The organism is Ensifer sp. M14, assembly GCF_003355565.1.
GTDB lineage: Bacteria > Pseudomonadota > Alphaproteobacteria > Rhizobiales > Rhizobiaceae > Ensifer.
Map to the genome: position 1 here is coordinate 1,916,607 of NZ_QJNR01000004.1, position 25,956 is coordinate 1,942,562.

Genomic DNA, 25,956 nt, shown 5'->3' on the forward strand with positions numbered 1-25,956 from the left:
ATGACACTCAATGCCGGGCTGACGACGCTGCACGAGGACGAGATCGCCAAGCACCAGGCGGTCGCGCAGGGGCTGGTGACCAAGCTGGTGATCCTCGAGCGCGACGAAGGGCCGGCTGGCGCACCGCTTGCCGGCACCGGGCGACGGTTCGTCTCGACGGTTTCGACCGGCGGCCAGCGTCGCACCCGCGAGGTCGAGCTTGTGCGCACCGTTCAGGCGGTGCGGCAGGGCGATCCGATGCTGTCGCCGGCGCAACATGCGGTACTCTACAGGACCCGCCGCGGCATCCAGGTGGCGCTGGCGGTTGCCGACGTCTTCGCGCGCCAGACGGACCTCGAGCAGCTGCAGGCGCGCAATCTGACCGCGCCGCTTGCCGGCGAGGACGCCAACCAGTTCAAGGCGCTGCTGAATGCTTCCGCCTACATCTCGGCCTTTACGCTGGCCGCCTATCTCGGCGCGACCTTGTCGGGCGAGGGCGAGCCGGTCGACGATGCCGTCGAGCCGGACTTTCTGTTCGACACGCCGCAGGATGCCCTGAAGGGGCTGATCGCAGCGCTTGACCGCAGCATTTCAGGCGCGGCCGACGATCTGGCGCTGACGGCGCGGGCCCGTGCGTTTTCGCGTGTGGCGATCGAGGGGCTGATCGCGCGCAAGGGTCGATTTACCGGGCTGCAGAGCTTCGAAAGCGTGCATATCCGCCTCGATCAGGACGACTTCACGCTCAACGGCTTCGATGTCGCGCCCGGCCAGAAGCGCAAGCCGCTGGTGATGACCTTCAAGAAACCGGAAGAAATCATCGGCAACCACATCGCCAAGTACCAGGCGCTGAAGCTTGCCAAGATGCTGATGGCCTACGACTTCGACCGGCAGATGAACCCCTTCGTCGAGCTTGGCGGTTTCCTCTTCACCTTCATCGGCGACGGCATGCCGGGCACCGGCAAGACAATCCTGATACAGATGCTTGCCGGCATGCTCAACGAGTATTGCGAGATCGCCGGCTACGCCTTCCACTACGAGAATTTCGGCGTCGACCAGATCTCCTCCTATCAGGGCAAGTCGGGCCAGAACTGCAAGGAGTTCGTCAACAACGTCATCAACCCGCGCGCCATCGGCTTCGGCACGATCGACGATGTCGACCAGGTCGCTGCCAAGCGCTCGGACGACCGGGCATCTGCCGGCCAGCACGAGGTAACGGCGGTGCTGATGGAAAGCTTTGCCGGTGCCTCGACGGTGGTGCGCGGCAACTGCACCTTCGGCATGTTCTCCAACTACCCGGAGAATGTCGATGATGCGCTGCGCCAGCGCGCCGGCGCCCGCTGGCTGGTCGATGGGCCGCAGACGGAAGACGACTATATCGACATCTTCGCGCTGCTGGTCGGCAAGAACCACAAGATCCCGCTCGGCGAGCACGCGCTGTTTGAGGGCCAGGAGATCAAGCGCGCCGTGTCGCAATCCTACGAGGCGCATTCGCGACCACAGGAAGAAGGGCTCGTGTCCGTCTGGGAGCGTTACCAGAAGGAGAAGTGGGCACTCGCCACTCTCGCCGATGTCGGTGCCTATCTGCACATGATCAAGGAGGCGGAACCCCGCTTTACCGGCCGGGCGATCAAGAACATCACCGATGCTGTCAAGCTCCGGGCGATGGACGTCGAATTGCCCGACGACTGGTTCAAGGATGCCGGCTCGTTCATGCACAAGGGCTATGACGAGAAGAAAGCGATGATCGAGGCGCTGCGCGGCCCGATCACCATCGAGATGGTGCTGCAGGAAATCAACCGCTACGCCGACAGCGAATTCCGCTACACCGACAAGTCGGACGATGCCGCCGTCACCGACATCATCCGCCGCGAGCGCCAACGCGAGAAGGCGATCCGCGAGATCGAGGCGATGAAACGCGATGGCCGGTGGCAGGGCTGATGTCTGAAGCAAGAGATGATCGCCTTGGCCTGCTTTTCGCACTGTGGTTGACCACGGCGCGCGACGCGATCCCCTCTCCCCGCGTGCGGGGAGAGGGCTAGGGTGAGGGGCCGGCATGAGAGGAGCGGACGAGAAAGCCACCGAACGTGCACGTCTTTTGCGCCGTTCGGATAACGAAGCAGAAGCGATATTGTGGTCGGAGCTCAGGGCTCGACGGCTCAATGGCTACAAGTTCGTTCGGCAGTTTCCGATAGGCCGCTATTTTGCTGACTTCGCCTGTCGGGATCACCATCTCGTCGTCGAAGTCGATGGGAGCCAGCACGCGAATAGTAGTGGCGATTCAATTCGCGATATGTACATGGTCGCCAATGGATGGAGCGTCGTTCGCTTCTGGAACATGCAAGTATTCAATGAGCGCAATGCGGTTCTGGAGACGGTTGTTGCGATCCTGGAGAAGCGTTTGACGGGTGAAGTGAGGACATCAGATTTGACATTCATTCCTGCGGGCGAAAGCCATGTTTGAACGATGGAGATTTGCCCCTCACCCTAAACCTCTCCCCGCAGGCGGGGAGAGGGGACGAATGCACCTGCGTGGCCGATACAAGTTCGGCGACCTTGAGCGACCTTGCTATGTTGTCATTGGAGGGCTTCAGGCATGAAACGCCTTCTCGAAGCCGAGCTCATCTATGGACGACTGCTCGATATCGCCGAGCCGCATCTGATCGCGCGCTACAACAAGGCGCTTGAGGGCTTTGGCCTGCCTCCGACGGCATTGGAGCGCTTCAGCATCGACATCACCGGGTTCTCGCCGGAGATTGCCGACGAGCTTGGCGATCGCGACTATCTCGATCCCAACCGGGTGAACCGCCGCTTCATCATCATGACGCCGGATCAGGCGGAGTTGCCGGTGGTGCACACCAGCTTTTCCAATACGGCGGCGTTGATGCACGAGTTCTTCAATGCCAACAGTCGCGCCATCAACGCGGTGACGATCAAGGATGCGCTCTACGGCGAGATCGAGGATTCGGTTTCGATCGTCGACGACATCGACGACCTGCTATCGATCAACGAGGTGCGCTTCCGGGTGCTTTCCGCTGAGGACATGCTGGGCAAGGCGGCCGAACTGCGTGGTCTCGTCGACCGCCTGAAGAAGGTGCCGACGGCCTGGACGGACGATGAGATGCTCAACCGCATGGTCGAGCTGGCGAAGGTGACCGGCGACATCCGCCAGAATGCGCTGGTGCCCGATCAACTCGTCTTCCGCCACGATGCCTTCTGGGCCAATCATTTCGGCGGCGTCTATGTCTTCCTCGACGACAAGACGACGACGGTCATCTGCGACCCGTCGGTCCCAGGTTTTCGCCGGTCGCGGCCCTGGCAGGTCAGCTATATCGCCATCGACGATCACGCCCGCATCTACGATTTCCTCGCTTCGACCAAGCGGCTGCAGCTGCCGCAGGCGTCCTGGGTCGAGGATTCCGGCCTCTACCAGCACCGCGCCGACATGGTGGTGCGCGGCCTGATCAACGACGCCGATCCGACGGCGGATCTTGCGCGTGTCGACCGGATCTGGCTGCAGACCTGGATGCACCGCAACGCTGCCCTTGTTGCCCGAGATGGGGCCTATCCATTTCTGCAGGAAATGCTGCGCGCCGTGCAGACGACTGGCAGCATCCGGATGCAGGATGTGGCCCCGGCAAACCGCTTCATGCTGGTGAGGGCATCGCCCACTCATGCCGACCAGTGGCTGGTCAACCGCCTGATCGCCCAGCTCGTTCCGCGCGACTTCGTCTCCCGCTTCGTCTTCGACAAGCAGGGGTTTTATGACGCCTACGAGCGTTACAGTGAAAAGTTCAGGGAATATGTTGTTGCGACACTGACCGGGACATATCTCAAAGACAAGGCGGCCTTCCGCCGTAAGCTTTACGGCCTCAGAGAGGAATAGGACATGTTTGATCCGATCGTTGCGTTTTTCCAGCGTGTCTTTACCGCGATCGGTCGCGGCATCGGCCTGGCCGTTGCCTGGCTGCTGTGGCCGTTCGTTTTGCTTGGAAACTGGTATCGCCAGCGCAGCTGGATCATCAAGGGACCGATCGGCATCATTTTGCTCGGCCTCATCTTCTTCTATGGCTATTTCGTCTGGCAGACCCAGGCCTGGACGAACTTCAACCCTGACTATGTCGATCGCTACAAGCTCGCCGAGCGCAAGGTGCCTGCCGGTTCGCCGGTGAGCGGACCGGGAGCCACGACTGGACAGGCGACGCCCGGTGCGGCTGCAACCAACCAGGCGGCAGTCGCCACTCCGCCCGCCGAAGTGACGCCCGAGGCGCTCGCCGCCGTGCAACTGCCGGCCGGGACCCAGTGCCAGACCTCGGCGATCGTCGATGTCGCAGCCGATCTCATCGACTTCAACGTCAACGAGAACGCCTGGATCTCGTCGATGCTGCTCTACAAGGTCGGCTTCTTCGGCCTCGACTGGGACGATACGCCCTGGCTCGACAACAAGGCATCGTTCCAGCGCGGCATCAACCAGGCGGTCCGTCGCACCTCGGTAGAGCTCGTGGATTCGCTCGGTCGCGTTCGTGGCACCTCCGGCATCAACAACGATCTGCAGCGCGCGCGCGGCAACATCCAGTTCGATGAGGAGACCTGGTATTTCGGCCTCAATCCGTTTGGCCCGAAGACCCCGACGCCGAGCTTCTATCGCGCGGCCATGAGGGACATGCGCACCTTCAACACGACGCTTGCCAAGTGTGACGCCGTCTTTGACGGCCGCGCCGACAACCTGGTCGAGTTCCTCGATCGCATCGCCAACGATCTCGGCAACACGTCGGCGATCATCAGGGAGCGCTCGGAAAACCACAATGGCGGCTGGTTCGATACGCGCGCCGACGACCGCTTCTGGTTCGCCTACGGCCAGCTCTACGGCTACTACGGCATCCTTTCGGCCGCCGGCGCCGACTTCGAGAACGTCGTCGCCCAGCGCGGCCTGACGCCGATCTGGACGGAGACGATCAAGCAGCTGCGCTCGGCGCTGCGCATCCAGCCCTTCATCATTTCCAACGGCGAGGAGGCCGGGTGGATCATGCCGACGCATCTGGCGACCATGGGCTTCTATATCCTGCGGGTGCGCTCCAACATCGTCGAGATGCGCGACATTCTTGCACGCTAAAATTCATGCCTGATGGCAGCGGCTCCGGCCCGGAGCCGCTGAAAACAAGCTTCATCCCATAAAGGGGTGCGGTCAAAGAATGCGAGCTTGGGGGGAGGGGAAAACCCATGGCGGAGGTCAAGTCCGATATCGAAATCGCGCGCGCCGCGAAGAAGAAGCCGATCCTGGAGATCGGTGCGAAGCTCGGCATTCCGCCGGAGCACCTGCTGCCTTACGGGCATGACAAGGCGAAGATCAGCGCCGAATTCATCGCCGCCCAGAAGGACCGCAAGAACGGCCACCTGATCCTGGTGACGGCGATCAACCCGACACCGGCCGGCGAAGGCAAGACGACGACCACGGTCGGCCTCGGCGACGGGCTCAACCGCATCGGCAAGAAGGCGGTCGTCTGCATCCGCGAGGCGTCGCTCGGGCCCTGCTTTGGCGTCAAGGGCGGGGCAGCCGGCGGCGGCTACGCGCAGGTGGTGCCGATGGAGGACATGAACCTCCATTTCACCGGCGACTTCCACGCCATCACCTCCGCGCATAACCTGCTGGCGGCGCTGCTCGACAACCACATCTATTGGGGCAACGAGCAGAACATCGATATCCGGCGCATCTCCTGGCGGCGGGTGATGGACATGAACGACCGTGCGCTGCGCAACATCGTCGGCTCGCTCGGCGGCGTTGCCAACGGTTATCCGCGCGAGACCGGCTTCGACATCACCGTCGCCTCCGAGGTCATGGCCATCCTTTGCCTTTCGACTGATCTGAAGGATCTGGAAAAGCGCCTTGGGAATATCATCATCGGCTACCGGCGCGACAAGAGTCCGGTCTTTGCCCGCGACATCAAGGCGGATGGGGCGATGACCGTGCTGTTGAAGGATGCGATGCAGCCGAACCTAGTGCAGACGCTGGAGAACAACCCCGCCTTCGTGCATGGCGGCCCGTTCGCCAACATCGCCCATGGCTGCAACTCGGTGATCGCGACGACGACGGCACTCAAGCTTGCCGATTACGTCGTGACCGAAGCCGGCTTTGGCGCCGATCTCGGCGCCGAAAAGTTCTTCGACATCAAATGCCGCAAGGCGGGGCTCAAGCCCGATGCCGCCGTAATTGTCGCAACCGTGCGCGCCATCAAGATGAATGGTGGGGTCAAGAAGGACGATCTCGGCAAGGAGAACCTGGAGGCGCTGCGCAAGGGGTGCGCCAATCTCGGCCGCCACGTGCAGAACGTGAAAAAATTCGGCGTGCCGGCGATCGTCGCGATCAATCACTTCACCTCCGACACCGAGGCCGAGGTGCAGGCGATCAAGGACTATGTCGCGACGCTCGGTGCCGAGGCCGTGCTCTGCCGCCATTGGGCCGAAGGCTCTGCCGGCATCGAGGAACTGGCGCGAAAGGTGGCAGACCTCGCCGAAGGTGGCCACTCGCAGTTTTCGCCGCTCTATCCCGACGAGATGTCGCTGTTCCACAAGATCGAGACGATCGCCAAGGACATCTACCACGCCAGCGAAGTGATCGCCGACAAGTCGGTGCGCGATCAGCTGCGGACTTGGGAGGATCAGGGCTACGGCCATCTGCCAATCTGCATGGCTAAAACGCAGTATTCGTTTTCGACCGATCCCAACCTGCGCGGCGCGCCGACCGGCCACACGGTGCCGATCCGTGAAGTGCGGCTTGCCGCCGGCGCCGGCTTCGTCGTCGTCATCACCGGCGAGATCATGACGATGCCGGGCCTGCCGAAGGTGCCGTCGTCGGAGAAGATTTATCTCAACCAGCAAGGCTATATCGAAGGGCTGTTTTAGCCACTTTCGGTGATCCGCAACGCCTCGAAATGGAATCAATTCGAGGCGTTGCCGGCTGGCCTAAAAAGCTCTGCTGCGCCGCCTCAGCTGAGGCTGATGAAGTCCGCCTTGCCGACGGGAACGCCCTTGTGGCGCAGAATGTCGTAGGCGGTCGTCAGGTGGAAATAGAAGTTCGGCAACACGAACTTCAGGAGATAGTCCTCGCCGCTCAACGTCATTTTCAGCTTGGTGAAGTTCAAGGTCACCTCGCGGGTCTCGCTGCCCTCGAGATCGGCAGGCCGGACCGTTTCAAGGAAGGTGACAGTCTTGCCGATGCGCTCGCGCAGTTCCGCGAACGTCTTTTCCTCATCGGGAAAGCTCGGCACTTGGAGATCGGTCAGCCGGGCGATGGTGCCCTTCGAGGTGTCGCTGGCGCGCTGGACCTGGCCCGAGAGCGGCAGCATGTCGGCGGTGAGCCGGGCGTTGACGAGGTCGTCGAGCGAAAGGCCCGTCTCGCTGGCATGGACCTCGGCCTTGTCGAGCAATTTGCCGAGGACAGCGAAGCCATGGACGAAGGTGGGAACGGAGAGCCGGTACATCGTAAGTGCCATAGTGGTTACTCGTGCGTTAGGGGACTGCGATTTGCCTGGACTGCTATCTGGGAAACACAAGCCGATCCTGCAAGGCGGCTGTACCGCCTTTATTGCCTCCATGCCCCGCGGATTGCGAAGTGAATGATGGCGAAGTGCATGGGGCTATTGTGGGTGTCGGCGCCCTTGTGCTCATCTCGTGATCACTCGCGATTGCCAACGTCTTGTGCCGAAACGGAAAAGAGCCGCCCATGACCCCGCTGGACCTCGAAGCCTATCTTCACGCCCACATTCCACTGTCCGCGGCGATGCAGGTTCAGGTCGAGGAGATGACGGAGGAGCACGTGCGGCTGTCGGCGCCGCTGGCCCCCAACATCAACCATCGCGAGACGGTATTCGGCGGCAGCGCGTCGGCGCTGTCGATCCTGACAGCCTGGTCGCTGCTTCACGTGCGCTTGAGTTCAGCCGGAGTTTCGGCGCACCTCGTCATCCAGAGCAACCGGATGGAGTATCTGAAGCCTGTTGCCTGTGCATTTTCCGCGCGATCAACCCTTGCAGACATCGGGCAATGGCCGGGTTTCCTGCGCATGTTTCACCGTCGGGGCAAAGCCCGCATTGTCGTTGCCGCGGAACTGCTGGATGACGGCGTCCTTGCCGGGCGTTTTGAAGGCGAGTTCGTCGCCCTCGCAAACGTCGAAAGCTAGCGGCAGTAGCGGTACTCGTTCCGGCGTTCGATCACATCGAGATGCAGGTGCGTCTCATGCGCCGCATCGCTGCCGGGATCGAGCACGGTCTTGAAATAGAGGCAGGCCGAGGCAGTGATTGCCCGCTGGAAGGCGCCGGTCATCGTGCCGTCCTCATCGCGCGGCTGGATCTCGATGGTCTTGCCGTCGCTTAAGCTGAACGAGGCGATGTCGACGGCACTGCCGTGCGCATGCTCCGAAATCTTGCCGGTCTTCGCATTGTTGCGCAGTCGGCAGATATAGGTGGAGGCCTGGTTCAGCGCCTTCACCGTCGTGCCCTTGGCAAATGCCACGCCGGCGGCCGGCTGCACCGCTTCCTTGGTCCAGCGCGCCAGGGCCAGTGCCGCCTCGCAGCGCATCAGCCCTTTCGGCGCCAGCTTGACGTCGGGCAGCACGCCGGTGACGTCGAGCGGCTTGTCGATGCCGCAGCCCTTGCCATCGTCGATCCGCTTGGCTTCGGTGAAGACGGCGCCCAGTGCTTTCAGCTCCGACAGGCATTTGGCGTAATCGGCCGGGTTCTCGTTTTCGACCGGCGGGTAGGTGACCGGGGCCTCGTCCGTTTTGTCGCCAGTCGGCTTGTCCTTTTCCTTTCCATCCTTTTCTTCCGCCGCGGCATCGCCATTCTTCTTGCCATCGGCACCCTTTTCCTTTTCGGCAGCCTTCTGGCTTTCCGTGGCTTCTGCAGGCTTCGGCTCAGGCGTGGGCGCCTGACTGCCCTGCTCAGCGTCGACGGGCGACTTTTCCTTGCTTTCCTCCCCTTCCTTCGTCGGCGTTACCGGCTTCTTTTCAGGCGCGGGTATTGGCGCTTCAGCCTGATTGCCGGTTGGCGGTTTGTCTTGGGGCAGGGGTCCGGATTTGGGAAGGCTCGCACCGGCGAGGAGCAATGTCGACAGCAAGATCAGAGGGATATGGCAACGCATGCGTATCCTTTCACAGGTCCGTTAGGGCAACCTACGAGGGAGAGGAACGCATGGGAGGCCATCTGGTTTCATCGTCCTGGTCCAAAGAGCGTTGCAGTTCGGCAACGCCTCGAATTGGGACGATCCCATAAATTGTGGGGAAAGTGTTTCTATGTTGACAACAATAGTCATGTTTTTTATGCGGCTTAAATGAGGCGACGCAATGTCGCAACGTTTTCGAACCCACGCCCAGCCAGCCCCTTGAGTTCGCCGCTCAACCAGCAAGCCCGGCCCATGATTTCAAAGGATTGGTCCATGCTCAACCGGCACCGTCGCCTGGCACTTCTGGCTTGCGCAACTGCGATACTCATTCCTGCTGCGCCACCGGCCTTCGCGCAGAGCGCTCCGGCCAAGACGACGGCGCAAACCAACGGCAATGCGACGCCTATGCAGAAGATCGTGGTGAAGGGTGCTCGCGGTACGACGACGGCGCCAGCAGGCAGCATTGCAGACACGCCGCTTGCAAGCGAGATCGACGCGAAGACCATCGAGCAGAAGCAGGTCACGGACCTTGACGATCTCGGGCGCAGCGTCGATGCGGGCATCAACGCATCGAAGGCCGACTCTGGCGTCAACCTCCGTGGTCTGTCCGGGCCGCGCATCGTAACGACGATCGACGGCGTTCCGATCCCGTTCCTTTCGAACAGTTCGCGTCAGGGGGCCTTCGCGTCCATCAACGCGAACGGCGGCGGCGATACATTCGACTTCAATTCTCTCTCGGCGCTCGATGTCGTGCGTGGCGCGGATTCCAGCCGCGGCGGCTCAGGTATGCTCGGCGGCGCCATCGTCCTGCGCACGCTGGAGCCGGAAGACCTCATTTCAGACGGCAAGGACTGGGGTGCGCTGTTCAGAACGATCTATGACAGTGAAGACAGCAGCATTTCCGGCTCCGCTGCCGTTGCCAAGACGTTCGGCGACACATCGGTCTTGTTCCAGGGCAGCTACCGCAAGGGGCATGAGCGCGAGAATGAAGGCACAGTCGGTGGCACCGGTGCGACCCGTACCGAACCCAATCCGGTGGATTTCGACCAGAGCAACCTGCTGTTCAAGCTTCGCCAGCAGATGGAAGGCGGCCACCGGATCGGGTTTACCGCCGAAAGCTTCCGCCGCGACGGCGACGCCGATCTGATGACAGACCAGAGGCGGACCTATCAGATCGGTGACTACAACGGCTATGAGGATCGGGCACGCAAGCGCGTCTCACTCGACTATGATTTCGAGGCGGTTTCCTCCGACGATCTCTTCAGCTTTGCCCGTGCGACGCTCTATTGGCAGGAACTGGAACGGTCGTCCGGCTCGAACGGGCGCACGCTTGCAAACGTGGCTTACGGCCGCGACAACTCGATCAGCAACGAAAGCTGGGGCTTCAGCGCCACTGCGGGCAAGGACTTCGAAGCTGGCGGGTTCGACCATTCCGTGCTGTTCCGGTTCGATACGGCGCGGTCGGACTGGAACCAGTACACCTGGGCACTTTGCCCGACGCCGACGACATGCCCGGCGCTCAACAATCAGTCTGAAATCCCGAATGTTCGAAGCACGACCATCGGTGCAGTGTTGGAAGACCGTATCTCGATGGGCGACAGCGCCTTTGCCCTGACCCCCGGCGTGCGCTTCGATTGGTTCGACTATCAGCCGGAGGCCAATGCCGGCTTCGTTGCCAACCCGACCCTGCCGTCCTTCGGCACCCTGCGTGATCGGGACGGCGCGCGTTTGTCGCCGAAGCTGCTTGCGACCTATGACATCACCCCCGACGTGGAACTGTTCGCGCAATGGTCGATGGCCTACCGCGCCCCGACGGTGGACGAACTCTACAGCCGCTTCTACAATCCCTTCGGTCGCTATGCCCAGCTCGGCAACCCGGATCTCAAGCCGGAAATCGGCAATGGTTTCGAAATCGGCGCCAACTTCGACACGGGTGACCTGACCGGTCGCGTCGCCGTGTTTCACAACAGCTACGACAATTTCATCGAGACTACGACAACCGTGACCCCTGCCGGCTTCACGGAATTCAGGTACAACAACGTCCAAAAGGCGCGAATCTCTGGTTTCGAACTCAGCGCCCTGAAGACCTTCGACAACGGCTTCAACGTTCACGGCTCGATTGCCTATGCCTATGGCAAGAACGAGGATACCGACAAGCGTCTGCGGACGGTCGCGCCGTTCAAGGCCATCATCGGTGCAGGCTACAGCCAGGAAACCTTCGGCGTCGATCTTTCGACGACGCTTTCCGCGGCCATGCCGAATGACAATGCAGCCAACACGTTCGACGCACCGGGTTACGGCATCGTCGATTTCACGGGTTGGTGGACGCCGGAGCAACTGTCGGGCCTAAGGGTCCAGGCGGGTGTCTACAACATCTTCGACAAGAAGTACTTCAACGCGCTCGGTGTGCGCGACGTCAATCTGGCGTCCACCGGCTCGCAGCCGCGTGACTTTTACTCGGAGCCGGGACGTGCGTTCAAGATCTCGCTGACCCAGCGGTTCTAAGGTCTTCCTGTCGCATTCCAGTCGAAAAGGCGGTCCTCGTGGCCGCCTTTTCTTTTGCCTTTGCGGTGCCGCTTTTTCCCGCTTGCGCAAGGGCGCAACCCGCGCTAACACTTTCGCCCATGACAAATGCACGCAACATTTCGATCTGGTGGTGGGCTCGCTGAGGCGGCCTTGACCAGTCATGCGTGATTGATACATCAAGCCGCCCGGAGATTTCGAGGCGGCTTTTTTGTATTCTGGCCGCATGGGAAAACCGGGCTTTTACGGAGCGAGACGAATGGCAACGGCAATTCTCGAAGACGGCGCGGAAAGCTATACCACCAGGGGCGGCGTCGTCGTCACCCGCAGGCGGCGCGAGGCCTCCTATGCGGATGCGATTTCCAGCTATGTCGACAGGCTGGATGAGCGCCGCGGCGCGGTGTTTTCGTCCAACTACGAATATCCCGGTCGCTATACCCGCTGGGACACCGCCGTCGTCGATCCGCCGCTCGGCATTTCCTCCTTCGGCCGCGCGCTCTGGATCGAGGCTTATAACGGCCGTGGCGAAGTTCTGCTGTCGATCATCGCAGAACATCTGAAAACCGTTGCCGACATCACGCTCGTCTCCTCTACGGCAACCCGTCTCGACCTGACGATCAACGTGCCCGACCGCGTCTTCACCGAGGAAGAGCGCTCGAAGATGCCGACGGTCTTCACCGTGCTTCGCGCCGTCACCAATCTCTTTCATTCGGCGGAGGATGCGAACCTCGGCCTTTACGGCGCTTTTGGCTACGATCTCGCCTTCCAGTTCGACGCGATCGAGTTGAAGCTGAAGCGTCCTGACGATCAGCGCGACATGGTGCTGTTCCTGCCGGACGAGATCCTGGTCGTCGACCACTACGCCGCCAAGGCCTGGATCGACCGCTACGATTTTGCCAAGGACGGCGCTTCGACCGAAGGCAAGACGGAAGTGATCGCCAGCGAACCCTTCCAGACCGTCGACAGCATTCCGCCGCATGGCGACCATCGCCCCGGCGAATATGCGGAACTCGTCGTCAAGGCGAAGGAGAGCTTCCGCCGCGGTGACCTCTTCGAAGTCGTGCCCGGCCAGAAATTCTTCGAGCGCTGCGACAGCAAGCCGTCGGAGATTTCCAACCGGTTGAAGGCGATCAACCCGTCGCCCTATTCCTTCTTCATCAATCTTGGAAATCAGGAATACCTGGTCGGCGCCTCGCCGGAAATGTTCGTTCGCGTGTCCGGCCGCCGCATCGAGACCTGCCCGATCTCGGGCACGATCAAGCGCGGTGACGACCCGATTGCCGACAGCGAGCAGATCCTCAAGCTCCTGAACTCCAAGAAGGACGAGTCCGAACTGACCATGTGCTCGGACGTCGACCGCAACGACAAGAGCCGTGTGTGCGTGCCCGGCTCGGTCAAGGTCATCGGCCGCCGTCAGATCGAGATGTATTCTCGCCTGATCCACACGGTCGACCACATCGAAGGGCGCCTGCGCGACGACATGGACGCCTTCGACGGTTTCTTGAGCCACGCCTGGGCCGTCACCGTCACCGGCGCGCCGAAACTCTGGGCGATGCGCTTCATCGAGAGCCACGAGAAGAGCCCGCGCGCCTGGTATGGCGGCGCCATCGGTATGGTCGGCTTCAACGGCGACATGAACACTGGCCTGACGCTGCGCACCATCCGCATCAAGGACGGCATTGCCGAGGTGAGGGCGGGAGCAACGCTGCTCTACGATTCAAACCCGGAAGAAGAAGAAGCCGAAACCGAACTGAAGGCCTCTGCCATGATCGCAGCCATCCGTGACGCGAAATCCGCCAACGCCGGTAAGGCCGGCCGCGACGTCGCGGCCGTTGGTGCCGGCGTCAACATCCTGCTCGTCGACCACGAGGACAGCTTCGTGCACACGCTGGCGAACTATTTCCGCCAGACCGGCGCGACGGTGACGACGGTACGCACGCCGGTGGCCGAGGAGATCTTCGACCGGGTGAAGCCGGATCTGGTCGTGCTGTCGCCCGGGCCCGGCAACCCGAAGGATTTCGACTGCAAGGCGACGATCAAGAAGGCGCGCGCCCGCGACCTGCCGATCTTCGGCGTCTGCCTCGGCCTGCAGGCGCTGGCTGAAGCCTATGGCGGCGACTTGCGGCAACTGGCGATCCCGATGCACGGCAAGCCTTCGCGCATTCGCGTGCTCGAGCCCGGTATCGTCTTTTCCGGCCTTGGCAAGGAGGTGACGGTCGGTCGCTATCACTCGATCTTTGCCGATCCGTCGAGCCTGCCGCGCGATTTCATGATCACCGCCGAAAGCGAGGACGGCACGATCATGGGTATCGAGCATACAAAGGAGCCGGTGGCGGCCGTGCAGTTCCACCCGGAATCGATCATGACACTCGGCGGCGATGCCGGCATGCGCATGATCGAAAACGTGGTGGCGCATCTGGCCAAGCGGGCGAAGGTCAAGGCCGCTTAAGCACGCTATCACAGACAGTCAGGCGCCGCCTCCTTGACCAGGGGCGGCGTTTTTCGTTTGTCATTTTGCCAGCGTCTTCACGGGAGCCGTAGCGCTCCGGGGATTTCGCAATGGTCGGCAAACAGCCGCTCGCTGAGGAAATCGACGAAGACACGCACCTTCGGCGACAGGTGCCGGTTCGATGGCCAGAGAAGGTGAAACTGGCTGGGCGCGTCGAGATGCGCATCGAGCACCGTCTTAAGCGCGCCATCGCCAAGCGGTCCGCGCGCCAGAAAGTCCGGCATGCAGCCGATGCCGAGGCCGCTGATCACAGCGCCGCGCAAGGCTTCCATATTGTTGCAGGTCAAAACGGTCGGCATCGGCGGCAAGGTGACAGGACTTGGCATTGCGATCGGCCAGTCCTGAAGTTTACGGCTGTTGGGAAAGCGAAACCGGATTGCCCGGTGACCGTCGAGATCCCTTGGGCATTCAGGAATGCCATGCTTTGCCAGGTAGGACGGGGCTGCGCACAGGAGCAGCCGAAAGGGCCTGAACGCCCGCGACATCAGCCGGGAGTCGGGCAGGTCGCCGCTGCGAATGGCGACATCGACCTCCTCGTCGATCAGGTCGACAATGCGATCATTGAAGTCGAGGTCGAGTTCGACCTCGGGGTAGCGCTCGACAAACTCAGGAAGCACCGGCAACAGCAGGTGATAGCTGACGATCGGAACGCTGACGCGCAGGCGCCCACGTGGGGTCGCGACCGCCTGGGCGAGCGATGCCTCGGCATCGTCGAGATCGTCGAGCACCCGGCGGCAGCGTTCGTGAAACAACCGGCCCTCGTCGGTCAGCCGCAGGCTGCGTGTCGAGCGTTGAAAAAGGCGAACACCGAGCTGTTTTTCGAGACCTGTCACCGCCTTGCCGACGGCCGAGGCGGACAGCCCGAGCACGCGTCCGGCGGCAACGAAACTTCCGAGATCAGCCGTTCGCACAAAGGCTGTCAGCCCGCTCAAGCGATCCATCGTTTTTCCTATTCGAGCGTTTTGTTCCGCTATATGCGGCACATTGACGGTATTTTCCGCACATTGTGTCCAATCTATCCTGCTCAAGTCAATCGGTAGTCACTGACACGGACCATTTAGCCGGCCACCTTGCGTGCGCCGTCGGGTCCTTCCTTTGCTCGAACACGGCGGACTGACAGATATGAGAGAAAAGATTGGATGCGAGGGCAGTGCGGGACGCTTGTTCGTGCTTGTCGCCGTTTGCTGTGCCGCTGCGGCGATGCCGCTGACCTTCACCGGCACGGCGGTGGCGCTGCCCTCGATCAGCCGGACGCTGGGCGGAAGTCCGCTGGCGCTCAACTGGGTTACCAACGCCTTCATGCTGACCTTCGGCAGCACTTTGATGGCCGCCGGCGCGCTTGCCGATGCCTATGGCCGCAAGCGCATGTTTCTTGGCGGGCTTGCAGCCTTCGGGCTGTTCTCGCTTGGCCTCGCCTTTGCCGGCGACATCGTCTGGTTCGATGGTCTCAGAGCGCTGCAGGGTCTCGGCGCCGCAGCCGCCTTTTCCGGCGGTATGGCATCGCTGGCGCAGGAGTTTGAAGAGGGGGAGCGGCTGCGGGCGTTCAGTATCGTCGGGGCGAGCTTCGGCGTGGGCCTCGCCTTCGGCCCGATCGCCTCCGGCCTTGTGGTCGAGGCATTCGGCTGGCCGGCAATCTTTCTGCTCGTCGTCGCGCTCGCGGTCTTCGCCTTCGTGCTCGGCGCCGTTTTCCTGCGGGAAACACGTGACCCGAATGCCGGGGGCCTCGACTGTAAGGGGGCGGCGACCTTCACACTTGCGCTGGCATTCCTGACCTTCGGCATCCTGCAGATGCCTGAAGCCGGCTGGAGCGATCCTTTCGTCTTGGCAGTGCTGGCAGCTGCTGCCGTCTTCTTCTTCATCTTCTACCGGATCGAGCGTTCCGTGGCGCGGCCGATGCTGGATCTTTCTTTGTTCAGATACCCTCGCTTTGTCGGCGTACAGTTGCTCGCCGCCGCCCCGGCCTATGGTTTTGTCGTGTTGCTCATTCTGCTGCCCGTGCGTTTCATCGGCATCGAAGGCATGAGCGAAATCGACGGCGGGCGGATGATGATTGCGTTGTCGGCGCCGCTTCTCGTCCTGCCGATCGCCGCGGGTCTGTTGACGCGCTGGTTCGCGCCGGCGGCCATCTGCGGGACCGGACTGTTGGTGTCGGCCGCCGGCCTTGCCTGGCTTGGTCAGTTTCCCGTCGGGACACAGCCAGCGCTGTTGGTCGCACCCTTGCTTACGATCGGCATCGGTATCAGCCTGCCCTGGGGCTTGATGGATGGCCTTGCCGTCAGCGTGGTGCCAAAGGAGCGGGCGGGCATGGCGACAGGCATCTTCAGCACCACCCGCGTCGCCGGCGAAGGCGTCGCGCTCGCCGTGGTGGCGGCGCTTCTCTCTGCCTTTACGCAGATCAATCTGGGTTCAGAGACGGGCGTGCACGCCGCCGACATCGCCCAAAGGCTCGTCACCGGCAATGTGGCTGCTGCCGGCAGCCTCGTGCCGTCGATCGAGCGCGTTGTTCTGCTTCAGGCCTATGGCGATGCGTTCGGCGCGCTGCTCTGGCTGTTGACGGCCATTACCGCGGCAACGGCGGTGATCGTCTTCCTCTACCTCGGCAAGGGCACGGACGTGGCGGAAACTGCCGCCGACGCCCCTGATCTGCTGCCGAGCACAGCCATGGACCCTTAGAAGGGGCGCACGGTCCGATCAAACCTTTGACAAGCCGCTATCGATGGCACATATGTCTGCCATTAACCGCCTGCGCGAAATTCGCGCGGGCGGTTTTGCGTTTCAATGGGCTTGCGTTTGCAACTCGTTTGCATCTGCATGAGGAATGATGAAGATGTCCGTATCCGATAACAGAACCGTGCTCCGACTTGCATTCTGGGGCATTCCGCTCGCTTTGGGCGTCATGGGCCTGAAGATGTTGGCGTGGTGGGTGACCGGCTCCGTCGCGCTTCTGTCCGACGGTCTTGAATCAACCGTCAATGTGATTGCGGCCGTCATCGCCTATGCCATGATCGGATATGCCGCCAAGCCGGCGGATGCCGGGCATCCTTTCGGCCATCACAAGGCGGAGTATATCTCCGCCGTTATCGAAGGTGTGCTGATCGTCGTTGCCGCGCTGCTGATCGTCTGGGAAGCGGTTCCCGCGATGATGGCGCCGGTCCTTCTCGATGCGCCTGTCCTTGGGCTCGCGATCAACTTTGTCGCCGGCGTCATCAATGCCGTCTGGGCCTATGTGCTGATCCGCGCCGGCCGGCAGTATCGCTCGCCTGCGCTCAGCGCCGACGGGCATCATATCCTGTCGGATGTCGTCACCTCGATCGGCGTGTTGATCGGCCTTGTTCTTGCCATTGCCACCGGCTACGCGATCCTCGATCCGCTGCTTGCCGTCATCGTTGCCTGCAACATTCTGTTCCAGGGCTGGATTGTCATCTCACGCTCGATCGACGGGCTGATGGACAGAGCCGTGCCGGATGATGAAGAGGAGGCGATCAAGCAGGCGATTGCCGCCAATGCCAAGGGTTCGCTTGGGGTGCACGACTTGAAGACGCGCCAGGCGGGTGCGGTGATCTTTGTGGATTTCCACATGGTCGTGCCGGAAAAGATGGCGGTTGGAGAGGCGCATGATATCTGCGACCGCATCGAAGACGCGATCCGTGCCGTTCATCCCGGCGCCAAGATCGCCATTCATGTGGAGCCGGAAGGCGAAACGGCGCACGGTGTGCGCGTAAAGGTAAGTGGAGTACGCAAATGAGCCAGACTGACGTATCCGGCCTGTCGCAACTGGGCGCGAAGGTCGATCTGCCGCAAAGCCCTGATGAAGCGGTGCTCGAGCGGGTGCCGAGCGGCAATCGTGGCGCGGACTTCCTGGTGCGGTTCACCGCGCCGGAATTCACTTCGCTCTGCCCGATGACCGGACAGCCGGATTTTGCCCATATCGTCATCGATTACGTGCCGGATGAGTGGCTGGTGGAATCGAAGTCGCTGAAACTTTTCCTGCACTCCTTCCGCAACCACGGCGCCTTTCACGAGGATTGCACCATCGACATCGCCAACCGGCTGGTGACGCTCCTGTCGCCACGCTGGCTGCGCATCGGCGCTTACTGGTATCCGCGCGGCGGCATCCCGATTGATGTCTTCTGGCAGACCGGCAAGCCCCCCGAAGGGCTCTGGCTGCCGGACCAGGGCGTTCCGACCTATCGCGGACGCGGGTAAATAGTGGCGGGCCTGGCCCGCCGTTTTAAAGCCCAATGCAGGATACACACGGCCGCTGAGTTCGAACGCCGGTGGCGGCTATGCGTCTGGCCGTTGCCGCGTGACCTCAGCGTTCGTGCTCGGCGGATATCACCCGGCGCAGAATCTCGTTCAGGCGCTCGGGCCTTTCCAGTGGCACATAATGCCCGCAATCTGGAACGATCATCAGCGTCCCGTCGCGAGCGGCGCTGGCTTGTGCGGCACTAACTCTAATCCCCGGTGCGATATCGTCTGCCCCGGTCACGACCGTGACGGGCCCGCGAAACATGGAAAGCATGTCGCCGCGGCTTGGTCGGGAGTGAAAGGCGGTGATGCCCGTTCGTAGATCTTCGGCGGACCGCCGAAAGAACATGTCTCTGGCGGCATCGACGACCGATTGCCCCGTACTTCTCGAAAAGAGCGATGCCCAGAAGGTTTCCCAGGCCAGCTCAAGGCCATGCTCTTCTATCGTTTCGAGCGCGGATGCATGCAATTGCGGATCGGGCCGATGGTCTGCCTTGGTTCCGATCAACACCAACGCGGCAACTCTTTGCGGCGCTGCGGCTGCAACTTCGAGTGCGCAGGACCCGCCGATTGAGCAGCCGACCACGATAAGGCGTTCCTCCTCCACCTCGTTCAGAGCCGAAGCCGCCCATTCCCCGACGGAGTGACCGCGGCGATAGAGTGTCGGCGTGTAGGTTGCGCCCGGCAGCAGGTTTTCCTGCGCGCTCCACATCGAACCGTCGAGTGGAAGAGCGTGGAGGAACAACAGTCCGAGGTCTGGGCGTAATGTCATTCCCTGGCGCCGCCTTGGGTTCGGCAAGAGGTTGGCGGACAGGGTCCGCCGTTCCCTGGTCGCGATCGTCAGCCAAAGATCAGTGCGGTGCCGGCGAGTGCCGTGATGCCGCCGAGAACGCGGGACAATGTGCCGCCGCCCGAGAGGCGGCCGAGTGCTACCCCGAGCCCGATGCCGGCTGCATGAAGCGCGGCTGTCGCAATCAGGAAGCCGATGGCGAAGGGGAGGGCGCCGGCGCTGCCGAGTTCGCCGCCATGGGCATGGCCGTGGAAGAGCGCAAAGAGGCCGACGACGGCAGCCGACACTGGTGCATCGAGGCGCACGGCCATGGCCACCAGCAGGCCCAGAGCGACAACCGAGGCGAGGATTGCTGGCTCGACGAAGGGAAGGTCGATGCCGGCGGTTGCCAGCGCGAAACCGGCCGCCATCATGGCGACGAAGGCTGTCGGCACCACCCACAGCGCGCGGCCGCCGATCTGGGCGGCCCAGAGGCCAACGGCGACCATGACCAGGATATGGTCGAGGCCGAAGAGCGGATGCGAGAAGCCGGCGGCAAACGAGCCGTGCTCTTGCGGGTTGAGGTGAGCGAAGGCGGGCGCTGCGGATGTCATCAGCGCTGTGGCCGCAATCAGGATGCGTCTGTTCATATCTGTCCCCATGGATCGACAGGGCCTGGGAGGAAAGCCCCGTTCTTGCTGTTCGTTGACGCACCGATCTTATTGCCGTCTGTTTGGCTGTCCATACGGCATTTGGCGGTGGCCGTGTTTACCATAGGCACAGTCCGGATTGCCGCTTTGTCGCCCCTTCGGTTTGTTGCATTGTCTTCGCGGTCGAGTCGCATTATCTGACTTTGACAAAGAAATTCATGAGACGCCGGAGAATCACCGATGAGCGACGAGGAAGACAAGAACACCGAGCTGCCCTTGGGCAAGGAAACGGAGGCGAACCTTTTCAAGTCGCGCTCGATTTTCATCTACGGCACGATCACCCAGGAACTGGCACAGAAGGTGTGCTCGCAGCTCGTGGCGCTTTCGTCCGCCAGCGATGAGGACATCCGTCTCTTCGTCAGCTCGCCGGGCGGCCACGTCGAATCCGGCGACAGCATTCACGACATGATCAAGTTCGTGAAGCCGAAGGTCTGGACCATCGGCACCGGCTGGGTCGCATCCGCCGGCGCGCTGATCTATGTCGGCGTTCCCAAGGAGCGTCGTCTTTGCCTGCCGAACACCCGCTTCCTGCTTCACCAACCGTCGGGCGGCACCCGCGGCATGGCGTCCGATATCGAGATCCAGGCGCGCGAAATCATCAAGATGAACGAGCGCCTCAACAAGATCTTCTCCGAAGCGACCGGCCAGACGGTCGAAAAGATCGCCAAGGACACGGAACGCGATTACTGGCTGTCGGCTGAAGAGGCCAAGAGCTACGGTCTCGTCTCGCGCATCATCACCTCGGTTTCGGATATCTGAGACCGATACTCGCCGGAAGCGGCGGGCTGATTTGCAAAGGGCATCGGCGGTCGCGCCGGTGCCCTTTTTGTTTTGTGGGGCAACGGATTGAAGATCCCGTGGAGCACCCAATGTTTCCTGAAGGCGACGCCTTGCTCCGTTTCGGCAAGCCGTGTATAGGCTTTGGCATGACCAAGGCCAGCGCATATCGGATCGCTACGATCTCTGCCGCACACGATGACAATCGTGCGCCGCTGCGCGCCTTCGCCTCGCTTCTTCTTCTCGGCCTTACTCGCGGTTGCCGGGTTCGCTGAGGAGCGCCCGGCGGCCGAAAAGCCACGCCGGCAGATGCTCCTCGAATCCCATAGAGTTTTAGGACAAAGGCGCGCCCGTCCGGCATTTGCCATCGCAATCCGATCCCCGATCGGCTAAGGCAAAGCGGCCAGAGCGCTCAGTGATGAAGAGAAGCTGCAATGATCCAGAAATCCCATTCCATCAAGAACGGCATGCCGGAAGCGGCGGTGAAGTATCAGCCTTACCCGCAGATCGCGCTTGCCGACCGTACCTGGCCGTCGAAGACGATCACCAAGGCGCCGATCTGGTGCTCGGTCGACCTGCGTGACGGCAACCAGTCGCTCGTCGACCCGATGGGCCATGATCGCAAGGCGCGCATGTTCCAGCTGCTGCTCGACATGGGCTTCAAGGAAATCGAGATCGGCTTTCCCTCCGCCTCGCAGACGGACTTCGACTTTGCCCGCTGGTGCATCGAAGAGGGCAACGTCGCTAAGGACGTGTCGCTGCAGGTGCTGGTGCAGTGCCGGCCGGAGCTGATCACCCGGACGTTCGAGGCGCTGCAGGGCGCGCACAAGCCGATCGTGCATTTTTACAATTCGACCAGCGAGCTGCAGCGCCGCGTGGTGTTTGCCAAGGATGTCGCCGGCATCAAGCAGATCGCGACCGATGCGGCCAAGATGATCACCGACATGGCGGCCAAGGCCGGCGGCGGCTTCCGCTTCGAGTATTCGCCGGAGAGCTTTACCGGCACCGAGCTCGAAGTGGCGCTGGAGATCTGCAATGCCGTCACCGAGATCGTCAAGCCGACGCCGGACAACAAGCTGATCCTCAACCTGCCCTCGACCGTCGAGATGGCGACGCCGAACATCTATGCCGACCAGATCGAGTGGATGTGCCGCAACCTCGACAATCGCGAAAGCCTGATCATCTCGCTGCATCCGCACAATGACCGCGGCACGGGCATTGCAGCAACCGAGCTCGGCCTGATGGCCGGTGCCGACCGCGTCGAAGGCACGCTGTTCGGCAATGGCGAGCGCACCGGCAATGTCGATGTGGTGACCTTGGCCTTGAACATGTTCACGCAAGGGGTCGATCCCGAGCTGGACTGCTCCGATATCGAGCGGATCAAGGAAGTGTACGAGTATTCCAACCAGATGGTGATCCCCGAGCGCCACCCTTACGTCGGTGAGCTGGTCTATACCGCGTTTTCCGGTTCGCACCAGGATGCGATCAACAAGGGCATGAAGGCGATCAAAACCGCCAACAAGCCGCAGTGGGAAGTGCCCTACCTGCCGATCGACCCGCGTGACGTCGGTCGCTCCTACGAGGCGATCATCCGCATCAACTCGCAGTCGGGCAAGGGCGGCATTGCCTACATCTTGCAGGAAGACTACGGCATCAACCTGCCGCGCAACCTGCAGGTCGAGTTCCGTGAAGATATCCAGCGCATCACCGACGAGGAAGGCAAGGAGCTACCTTCCAAGCGGATCCATGAGCGCTTTATCGAGCGTTACGTCGACCAGCCCGGCGCGCGGATAAAATTCGTCGATCACCACACCTATCCGGTCGGCGAGCACAAGGGCGTGCGCGTGGTCGCAGCCGAGATCACCGACAATGGCGAGACGAAGCGCATCGAGGGCAAGGGCACCGGTCCGATTGATGGTTTCATCAATGCGCTGTCGATCTACCTCGGTGTCGACCTCTCGGTCGCCGACTATTCGGAACATTCGCTGCAGCACGGCTCGAACGCCGCCGCTATCGCCTATGTCGAGATGGAGCATCCGGATGGCAAGCTGTTTGGCGCCGGCATCAATACCAACATCGTCGCCGCCTCGCTGGAAGCGATCGTTTCGGCCGCCAACCGCGTGCTGGACATGAAAAACGCCTGATCAACAAAACGCCGCGCGTCGTGATCGACGCGCGGCGTTTTCAATTGGAATGTCATTCGCTGGCATACGATGGACGGCCCGACCGACAGGGTCGATTTGGGGCCGAACTCCAAGAGTATCAGCCCTGCCGGGCCTTGCGGTTGGCGTAGCGCCGATCGCGTTCGGCCTTGCGCGCGGCTTCGTCTTCGATGACGCGTGAAATGCGGCTCTTGTCAGCGGCTTCGCGTGCTTCGGCCTCAGCCGTTGCTGCAGCGGCGATTGCTGCCTCGCGCTCGGCGGCCTCGGCCTGCGCGCGCTCGCGCTCCTCGGTCTTTACTCGCTCGCGATTGATGCGCCGTTCCTCGCGGGCGGCAGCGACCGCCTGGCGTTCGGCCTGACGGGCGAGCTGGGTCGGTTCGGCTGCTTCCTTCGCGGCGCGGTAGGCCTGGAGAAGCGCTGCCTTCGCGTCGTTAGCGGCGCTGCGACGGTCGGTGAGTTCGTTGTTTCTGATGTTTCTCAAGTCTCTATTCCAGTTGAGGTGTCACCCTGACTGAAAGTCAGGCCTTTCTGACACGTTTCGAAACGGGGGCGGCGGCCGCCGCCAGGCGATCCTGCAACTCTTTTGCCAGGCGGGCTTCCCGCAGGCGCAAGGTCTTCTCCTCGCGAGCCTGGACGATCGAGTCGAGCTCTTCGACCGCGCTGTCACGGGCAAAGAACTGCGATTGCTCCTTGGCAAAGGCGATCTCGGCGCGCTGGCGCGATTTGTTGTGTGTCTCTGTCATGGGGTTTCCCGACTTAAAAAGGGCTCGCCTGCGGTGGTGCACCTCCGTACGGAGGCGCGCGGCAGCCGCGCTATCCCTTTGGTTCCCACATGGTTTCATCTCCGGACCGGTTCCGATCCGCGGGATCATGCAGGCAACACGCAGTATAAAAAAAGGCCAGGCATAGTGCCTGACCTTGATGGGTATCATGCTCTCGACAGTGCCAGTACATCCGTGGTCAAGGGAGAGCCGATACCGATTTAAGCTGCCTGAAGGTTGCAGGCAGACATCTTGCCCGACTTGTTGTCGCGCTCCATGTCGTAGGCGACCTTCTGGCCTTCGACGATTTCGCGCATGCCAGCGCGCTCGACGGCGGAGATGTGGACGAATGCGTCCGGGCCGCCGTTGTCAGGCTGAATGAAGCCGAAGCCCTTTGTGGAATTAAACCATTTAACTGTGCCAGTGGTCATGATGAACCCTTTCATAGCATATTGAATGACCGCCGCGCGGAAGCGCTGCGGATGATGATAGCGATTTTTGAAAGGAAGGTTCGTTCAGGGCGCGGTTGCTAAATGCGCGGTAACCAAAGCTCAGCAAGCAAATATCGATTTGCAAGAGATAGAGATAAAGTATTGCAATGTCAACCTTTGGTTTTCATTTGCTGAAATTTACCAATTTTCCGGGCGAGATGACATCACAATTCGGAGCCAATATTTGCCCGCGGCGGCAGATGTATTTTCTGCATCCAAAGTGGCTATAACTCTTTGGTTATGTGAATAAATAGCTGCCTCGGGTTTGGGCAGTTCTTCTTTCTGCCGCACCGGCGGCCGACCTGGCTTTCACACCGACGATATCCAGTCTGACAAATGGCACGCCAGCGAACGGATCCGTCTCGACGCAGGGGCACTGCGGTGTGAAGGTGCAGGGTCAGATCGTCGTCGAGACCGCTTCGGCCAGATCGTGCAGGCCGGGATTTGCGGACGGACCGACGACGACGAAGGATGCGCCGCCGCGCTGCCAGGAAACCATGCCGAGATCGTCGCGGATGCTTTCGGAGAACCTGTCGGATTGCGGGCTGTCGCTGTCCTTGAGGAAACAGATTGCAAACACGTCGCCATCGGCATTGCGATAGATGAGCTGGGCGACGGGTCTGCCGCTTGCGACAAGCAGGCGTGCACCCTCGAAGTTCAGGCCCTTGCCGGTAAGGTTGGGGATGGTGAACGGCACGCCGACGCTGGAGGCGAGCCAGGTCTCGATCTTCGGTGCTTCGGAGGCAGGAACCTCGACGAGGCGTTCCTTCTGGCGCGAATAGATGCGGTGGTAATCGGCGATGTCGTCGAGCCAGTTGCGTGCTGAAGCAAGCTTCGTCGGCTCACCGAAGCCGGTTGTCGTTCCGACGATATAGCCGGCGGTGCCACCGAGCAGAACCAGCGCCACGGAGGCGGCCATCACGCGCGGCCAGACGCGCACGCGGCTGACATTGGCGGCCGCGATCGTTACCCGCTCCACCTTGGGATTGATACCGGAACCCTGCTTGATTTGCCGCACCAGCGCCAGCGGCACCGGATCGTGCAGGAAATCCTCGAACGCCGTGTTGCCGAAGGCGCTACCGGCCTTCAGCTTTTCGAACAGCGCCTTTGCGTCCTCGTCGCGGGCGAGGAGCGCCTCCAGCTCAGTCTTCTCTGCCTCGCCGAGTTCGCCGTCGATATAGGCGCACAACCGAATCTCGAGCGCGTGACCTTTCGTCTGCTGCAACGGTCATGCCCTCCTTTCGGTGTTTTCGGAAATCATCGCCGCGAGCCTGAGGCGCGCTGTCGATAGCCTGCTCATGACCGTGCCGATGGGGATGCCGAGGATATCGGCAGTCTCGCGGTAGCTGTGGCCTTCGACATTGACCAGGAGGAACGTGCTTGCCAGGCCTTCGGGCATGGAGAGGATCATTTTCTGCAACTGGTTGGCGTAGACGGCCTTTTCGGCGGAGGCCTCGATGCTGAGTTCGTCCTGGTCGGACACGTCGACGGTGCCGCTGCCGGTGCGGACTTTTCGCTTGCGGATCTCGTCGACCCAGAGATTGCGCGTCATGGCGTAGATCCAGCTTTCGAGTCGGCCTTCTCCGTTCCAAAGGTGACTGCGCGTAATCGCTCTTTCGCAAGCTTCCTGGACAAGGTCATCGGCATCATGGGCATTGCGCGTCAATGTCATTGCGAAACGGCGCAATTTGGGCAGCAGGCTGACCAAGTCGCGTCTGAAGTCCTTCGTTTCTGCCGCTGGGCGCATTGCTCTTCCAAATGAAACGTGCGGGGTCGTGTCTTTATTCGCCAGATAATATCCACGGCCAATGATATGAAACATTTGGGCATCAGTCTGCAAGGGAAGTCCCGGATCGGAAAGCGAAATCTGTTCTTTC

25 protein-coding genes are annotated in these 25,956 nt (G+C 61.6%); 15 read left to right on the top strand and 10 right to left on the bottom strand.

Features of this window, described 5'->3' with window-relative positions:
* The 5 genes from BLJAPNOD_RS09090 (at position 1) to BLJAPNOD_RS09110 (ending at position 6,876) form a co-directional block, all read left to right on the top strand.
* Complete coding sequence (locus BLJAPNOD_RS09090; protein WP_115419584.1) at positions 1 to 1,917, top strand: AAA family ATPase; 1,917 nt, start codon at positions 1 to 3, stop codon at positions 1,915 to 1,917.
* Positions 1,918 to 2,032: 115 nt separating this feature from the next.
* On the top strand, positions 2,033 to 2,440 hold the full coding sequence (locus BLJAPNOD_RS09095; protein ID WP_077503398.1) for an endonuclease domain-containing protein: 408 nt from the start codon (positions 2,033 to 2,035) through the stop codon (positions 2,438 to 2,440).
* Positions 2,441 to 2,572: 132 nt separating this feature from the next.
* Complete coding sequence (locus BLJAPNOD_RS09100) at positions 2,573 to 3,862, top strand: DUF6638 family protein (protein ID WP_115419585.1); 1,290 nt, start codon at positions 2,573 to 2,575, stop codon at positions 3,860 to 3,862.
* A 3-nt stretch (positions 3,863 to 3,865) separates the two neighbouring features.
* On the top strand, positions 3,866 to 5,089 hold the full coding sequence (locus BLJAPNOD_RS09105; RefSeq protein ID WP_077503400.1) for a DUF2333 family protein: 1,224 nt from the start codon (positions 3,866 to 3,868) through the stop codon (positions 5,087 to 5,089).
* A 107-nt stretch (positions 5,090 to 5,196) separates the two neighbouring features.
* On the top strand, positions 5,197 to 6,876 hold the full coding sequence (locus BLJAPNOD_RS09110; protein WP_115419586.1) for a formate--tetrahydrofolate ligase: 1,680 nt from the start codon (positions 5,197 to 5,199) through the stop codon (positions 6,874 to 6,876).
* An 83-nt stretch (positions 6,877 to 6,959) separates the two neighbouring features.
* Here BLJAPNOD_RS09110 and BLJAPNOD_RS09115 read toward each other — a convergent pair whose 3' ends face one another.
* The gene (locus BLJAPNOD_RS09115) at positions 6,960 to 7,466 is read right to left on the bottom strand and encodes a DUF1993 domain-containing protein (RefSeq protein ID WP_115419587.1); all 507 of its coding nucleotides are present in this window, start codon (positions 7,464 to 7,466) and stop codon (positions 6,960 to 6,962) included.
* 230 nt (positions 7,467 to 7,696) lie between these two features.
* On the opposite strand from BLJAPNOD_RS09115, the gene BLJAPNOD_RS09120 reads away from it, so the two are divergent.
* Positions 7,697 to 8,149, top strand: coding sequence for a thioesterase domain-containing protein (locus BLJAPNOD_RS09120; RefSeq protein WP_115419588.1), 453 nt, complete (start codon positions 7,697 to 7,699; stop codon positions 8,147 to 8,149).
* On the opposite strand, the gene BLJAPNOD_RS09125 is transcribed toward BLJAPNOD_RS09120, so the two are convergent.
* Positions 8,146 to 9,108: an extensin family protein gene (locus BLJAPNOD_RS09125; protein ID WP_115419589.1), complete on the bottom strand. Its 963-nt coding sequence runs from the start codon at positions 9,106 to 9,108 to the stop codon at positions 8,146 to 8,148. The two genes, BLJAPNOD_RS09120 and BLJAPNOD_RS09125, sit on opposite strands and share 4 nt — an antisense overlap.
* Before the next feature lie 294 nt (positions 9,109 to 9,402).
* On the opposite strand from BLJAPNOD_RS09125, the gene BLJAPNOD_RS09130 reads away from it, so the two are divergent.
* The 3 genes from BLJAPNOD_RS09130 (at position 9,403) to BLJAPNOD_RS09135 (ending at position 14,101) form a co-directional block, all read left to right on the top strand.
* Positions 9,403 to 11,634, top strand: coding sequence for a TonB-dependent hemoglobin/transferrin/lactoferrin family receptor (locus tag BLJAPNOD_RS09130; protein WP_115421214.1), 2,232 nt, complete (start codon positions 9,403 to 9,405; stop codon positions 11,632 to 11,634).
* Between the two features lie 119 nt (positions 11,635 to 11,753).
* Positions 11,754 to 11,798, top strand: a complete 45-nt coding sequence (gene trpLE / locus BLJAPNOD_RS35595; RefSeq protein ID WP_178385073.1) for a trpE operon leader peptide TrpLE — start codon at positions 11,754 to 11,756, stop codon at positions 11,796 to 11,798.
* 113 nt (positions 11,799 to 11,911) lie between these two features.
* Positions 11,912 to 14,101 carry an anthranilate synthase gene (locus BLJAPNOD_RS09135; RefSeq protein ID WP_115419590.1) on the top strand — a complete coding sequence of 730 codons (2,190 nt, stop codon included), beginning with the start codon at positions 11,912 to 11,914 and terminating at the stop codon, positions 14,099 to 14,101.
* 77 nt (positions 14,102 to 14,178) lie between these two features.
* On the opposite strand, the gene BLJAPNOD_RS09140 is transcribed toward BLJAPNOD_RS09135, so the two are convergent.
* Positions 14,179 to 15,102, bottom strand: a complete 924-nt coding sequence (locus BLJAPNOD_RS09140; protein ID WP_115419591.1) for a LysR substrate-binding domain-containing protein — start codon at positions 15,100 to 15,102, stop codon at positions 14,179 to 14,181.
* Positions 15,103 to 15,283: 181 nt separating this feature from the next.
* Here BLJAPNOD_RS09140 and BLJAPNOD_RS09145 point away from each other — a divergent pair, with 181 nt between their 5' ends.
* The 3 genes from BLJAPNOD_RS09145 to queF all read left to right on the top strand — a co-directional run bounded on the left by BLJAPNOD_RS09145 (position 15,284) and on the right by queF (position 18,367).
* Entirely contained in the window at positions 15,284 to 16,834 is a 1,551-nt protein-coding gene (locus tag BLJAPNOD_RS09145; RefSeq protein ID WP_115419592.1) for an MFS transporter, read from the top strand.
* A 154-nt stretch (positions 16,835 to 16,988) separates the two neighbouring features.
* Entirely contained in the window at positions 16,989 to 17,906 is a 918-nt protein-coding gene (locus tag BLJAPNOD_RS09150) for a cation diffusion facilitator family transporter (protein WP_077503475.1), read from the top strand.
* Positions 17,903 to 18,367 (top strand): preQ(1) synthase, encoded by a 465-nt coding sequence (queF, locus tag BLJAPNOD_RS09155; RefSeq protein WP_077503408.1) that lies wholly within the window; start codon positions 17,903 to 17,905, stop codon positions 18,365 to 18,367. Before BLJAPNOD_RS09150 ends, queF begins: the two co-directional genes overlap by 4 nt.
* Before the next feature lie 106 nt (positions 18,368 to 18,473).
* Here queF and BLJAPNOD_RS09160 read toward each other — a convergent pair whose 3' ends face one another.
* Together BLJAPNOD_RS09160 and BLJAPNOD_RS09165 are read right to left on the bottom strand one after the other, a co-directional pair.
* Positions 18,474 to 19,181, bottom strand: coding sequence for an alpha/beta hydrolase (locus BLJAPNOD_RS09160; protein ID WP_115419593.1), 708 nt, complete (start codon positions 19,179 to 19,181; stop codon positions 18,474 to 18,476).
* A gap of 68 nt (positions 19,182 to 19,249) precedes the next feature.
* A complete protein-coding gene (locus BLJAPNOD_RS09165; protein ID WP_115419594.1) occupies positions 19,250 to 19,828 on the bottom strand; it encodes a HupE/UreJ family protein in 579 nt (192 codons plus the stop codon).
* Positions 19,829 to 20,068: 240 nt separating this feature from the next.
* Between BLJAPNOD_RS09165 and BLJAPNOD_RS09170 the strand changes: the two genes are divergently transcribed.
* The 3 genes from BLJAPNOD_RS09170 (at position 20,069) to leuA (ending at position 22,809) form a co-directional block, all read left to right on the top strand.
* Complete coding sequence (locus BLJAPNOD_RS09170; protein WP_115419595.1) at positions 20,069 to 20,647, top strand: ATP-dependent Clp protease proteolytic subunit; 579 nt, start codon at positions 20,069 to 20,071, stop codon at positions 20,645 to 20,647.
* A gap of 110 nt (positions 20,648 to 20,757) precedes the next feature.
* Positions 20,758 to 20,940, top strand: a complete 183-nt coding sequence (locus tag BLJAPNOD_RS35600) for a hypothetical protein (protein ID WP_199565920.1) — start codon at positions 20,758 to 20,760, stop codon at positions 20,938 to 20,940.
* Between the two features lie 159 nt (positions 20,941 to 21,099).
* Positions 21,100 to 22,809, top strand: coding sequence for a 2-isopropylmalate synthase (gene leuA / locus BLJAPNOD_RS09180; RefSeq protein ID WP_077503413.1), 1,710 nt, complete (start codon positions 21,100 to 21,102; stop codon positions 22,807 to 22,809).
* 118 nt (positions 22,810 to 22,927) lie between these two features.
* On the opposite strand, the gene BLJAPNOD_RS09185 is transcribed toward leuA, so the two are convergent.
* From BLJAPNOD_RS09185 to BLJAPNOD_RS09205, 5 genes are all read right to left on the bottom strand, one after another.
* Positions 22,928 to 23,308 carry a DUF6481 family protein gene (locus BLJAPNOD_RS09185; RefSeq protein ID WP_077503414.1) on the bottom strand — a complete coding sequence of 127 codons (381 nt, stop codon included), beginning with the start codon at positions 23,306 to 23,308 and terminating at the stop codon, positions 22,928 to 22,930.
* Positions 23,309 to 23,345: 37 nt separating this feature from the next.
* The gene (locus tag BLJAPNOD_RS09190; RefSeq protein WP_077503415.1) at positions 23,346 to 23,570 is read right to left on the bottom strand and encodes a hypothetical protein; all 225 of its coding nucleotides are present in this window, start codon (positions 23,568 to 23,570) and stop codon (positions 23,346 to 23,348) included.
* Between the two features lie 239 nt (positions 23,571 to 23,809).
* Complete coding sequence (locus BLJAPNOD_RS09195) at positions 23,810 to 24,019, bottom strand: cold-shock protein (RefSeq protein WP_077503416.1); 210 nt, start codon at positions 24,017 to 24,019, stop codon at positions 23,810 to 23,812.
* A 457-nt stretch (positions 24,020 to 24,476) separates the two neighbouring features.
* On the bottom strand, positions 24,477 to 25,304 hold the full coding sequence (locus BLJAPNOD_RS09200) for an anti-sigma factor (protein WP_115419596.1): 828 nt from the start codon (positions 25,302 to 25,304) through the stop codon (positions 24,477 to 24,479).
* Positions 25,305 to 25,307: 3 nt separating this feature from the next.
* Positions 25,308 to 25,826, bottom strand: a complete 519-nt coding sequence (locus BLJAPNOD_RS09205) for an RNA polymerase sigma factor (protein ID WP_077503418.1) — start codon at positions 25,824 to 25,826, stop codon at positions 25,308 to 25,310.
* Positions 25,827 to 25,956: the final 130 nt, after the last annotated feature.